The sequence below is a fragment of the Fundidesulfovibrio sp. genome, assembly GCF_058402725.1.
This window is the reverse complement of sequence record NZ_JBZVFJ010000298.1, coordinates 1-2,086: the sequence shown is the minus strand read 5'-3', so window position 1 is coordinate 2,086 and position 2,086 is coordinate 1. Positions and strand designations below refer to the sequence as shown.

The window sequence follows — 2,086 nt, the reverse complement described above, 5'->3', positions numbered from 1 at the left end:
GAACATCTCCTGGAGGGTGGGGGCGTCGTTGATGCCCTGCTCGGCCAGGCGCATCATGGCCATGAGCGCGCCCTCCTTGCCGGGGTAGTTGCGAATGGCCATGTCGTAGAATTCGCGGGCCGCGTCGCGCTTGCCGAGCTTGGCGTTCACGTCGCCCAGGCGGGCAAGGACGAGGTCGTTGGCGCTGTCCTCGGGGACGAGGTTGTAGAACCAGAGGTAGTCGTCCTTGGCCTTCTCGAACTCGCCCAGCTTGTAGGCGATGTCGGCCGCCACGCGGCGCATGGAGGGGTTTTCCACGTAGTAGCGGGGCCAGCGTTTGTCCACGTAGTCCACGATCTTGGAGGCCTCGCCGTACTCGCCCAGCTCCAGGAGGGTGCGCGAGAGGCCCAGGGCCGCGTCGCGCGCGAAGCGGCTTTCGGGGTGCTTCTGGAGCACGTCCTTGTAGGCCTGGGCGGCGCGTTCGTAGTTGGCCCGCGCGTCGCCTTTCTGGGCCTGTTCGAGGTAGTGCTCGCCCCAGTACACGTCGATGAGGGGGATGTCCTCGTCGAGGCCGTACTTGTTGCGCATGAGGTTGAACTAGGCCCTGGCCTCGGGGAGGTTTCCCTGCTTGAGGTTGATGGACCCCAGCTTGATGAGCGCGCGAGGGATGCGCTGGGACTTGGTGTTGAAGTTCAGGGCCTGCTGGAGGGCGTCGTTGGTCTCCACGAAGGCCTCGGGCATCTTGTCCTTGTTGCGGGCGAAGAGCACTTCGGCCTGGAGATAGAGCGCCTGCTCGCGCAGCTCGTTGGTGATCTCGGTCTCGGGCTTCTCCAGGGTGAGGCGCGCCACTTCCATGGCCTTGTCCAGGTCGCCCCGGGCGAAGGCCTGCTAGCCGGTGATGAAGAAGGTGGTGTTGGAAAGGGTGTCCTTGGCGGGCGGCCCCTGTTGCCCGGCGGCGGGCGGCGGGGCATCCTGGCCCTGGGCCGGGGGCGCTGGCAGCGGCGACGGACCGCCCGGCGGCTGCAGGCCGGCGGGGGCGGCGGCCTGCTGCCCTGGTGCGGGCTGCGCCGGAGCCTCCTGCACGGGGGGATCGACCTTGGAAAGATCCAGGGCCTGCCCGATGCTGCCCTTCACTTCCGCCGGAGCCGCAGCGGCGGGCGCGGACGGGGCGGACGGCTGCGCCGCCTGCCCGGGCGCGGCGGACGGGGCCTGCTGGGCGGGCGGCTGGACGGGTTGCGGCGCGGAGGGTTTGGAGTCGGCCGCGCCTTGAGGCTGCGCGGGAGCCGGGGCCTTCTGGGCGGGTTGCCGCTTCGGAGCCTTGGCGCCGACCGGAGCGCCTGGCTGTTGAGCGGTCGGCGCGGAAGGCTGCTGAACGACAGGGGCTGCGGGGGCGGCCGGGGCTGCGGGGGCGGCCTGAGGGGCGGTGCGCGTAAAATCGATGGCCCCGCCCACGTTGCCTCCGGCGGTCTGGGAGGAGGCGGCAGGGTTGGGCGCTGCGGCCTGAGGGGCGCTGCCCTGCGGAGCGGCCTGGGACGGCGCGGAGGCGGCAGGGCCCGGAGCGGGAGCCGGGGCTGCGGGCGTGGCGGACGCGGGAGGCTGCGCCGCGCCGCCGATGCTCCCCTTGACGCCGCCCGGTTGCGTCGAGGCGGCCTGGGAGGGGTCGGGGGCGGACGCAGGGGCCGGGACGACGCCCTGCGTCGGAGCAGGGCCAGTGGAGGCCGGGGCCTGCCTGGCGTCGCGCCACGCGCCTGGACCGGGGGCCTGGGGTGCGGCCACGCCGATGGCCCCCGCGCTCTCCCGCGCGGGGACGGCGGGAGCGGGAGCCTGAGGAGGCGCGGAAGGAGCCGACGCCTGGATCGGGGCCTGCACGGAGGCGGCCGGAGCCTGTGCGGGAGCGGGACCGGCAGGGGCAGGCGCCGAGGGCTGCGCCGGAGCCTGCGCAGAGGCTGGCGCCGAGGGCTGGGTTTGCGCCGGAGCCTTCACGGGCGCCCGCGCGGGGGCGGCTGGCTGAGGCTGCACGGGCGCTGGCGCGGACACGGGCGCTGGCGCGGACACGGGCGCTGGCGCGGGCGCGCCGGACTGGTCCAGCCCGGCGATGGGGGCTTTC

General features: G+C 73.7%; 3 protein-coding genes. All 3 read right to left on the bottom strand.

Going from position 1 to position 2,086, the window contains the following annotated elements; translation table 11 throughout:
- Positions 1-567: tetratricopeptide repeat protein (locus ACV4UX_RS18935; RefSeq protein WP_491594833.1), on the bottom strand; the 567-nt coding region annotated here is incomplete at its 3' end.
- A gap of 9 nt (positions 568-576) precedes the next feature.
- Positions 577-834: a tetratricopeptide repeat protein gene (locus ACV4UX_RS18930; RefSeq protein ID WP_491594832.1), complete on the bottom strand. Its 258-nt coding sequence runs from the start codon at positions 832-834 to the stop codon at positions 577-579.
- 33 nt (positions 835-867) lie between these two features.
- On the bottom strand, positions 868-1,113 hold the full coding sequence (locus tag ACV4UX_RS18925; RefSeq protein ID WP_491594831.1) for a hypothetical protein: 246 nt from the start codon (positions 1,111-1,113) through the stop codon (positions 868-870).
- Positions 1,114-2,086 lie beyond the last annotated feature (973 nt).

Coding starts and splice junctions, on each gene's coding strand:
- ACV4UX_RS18930 (WP_491594832.1), bottom strand. CDS start 834: ATGGAAGTGGCGCGCCTCACCCTGGAGAAGCCCGAGACCGAGATCACC.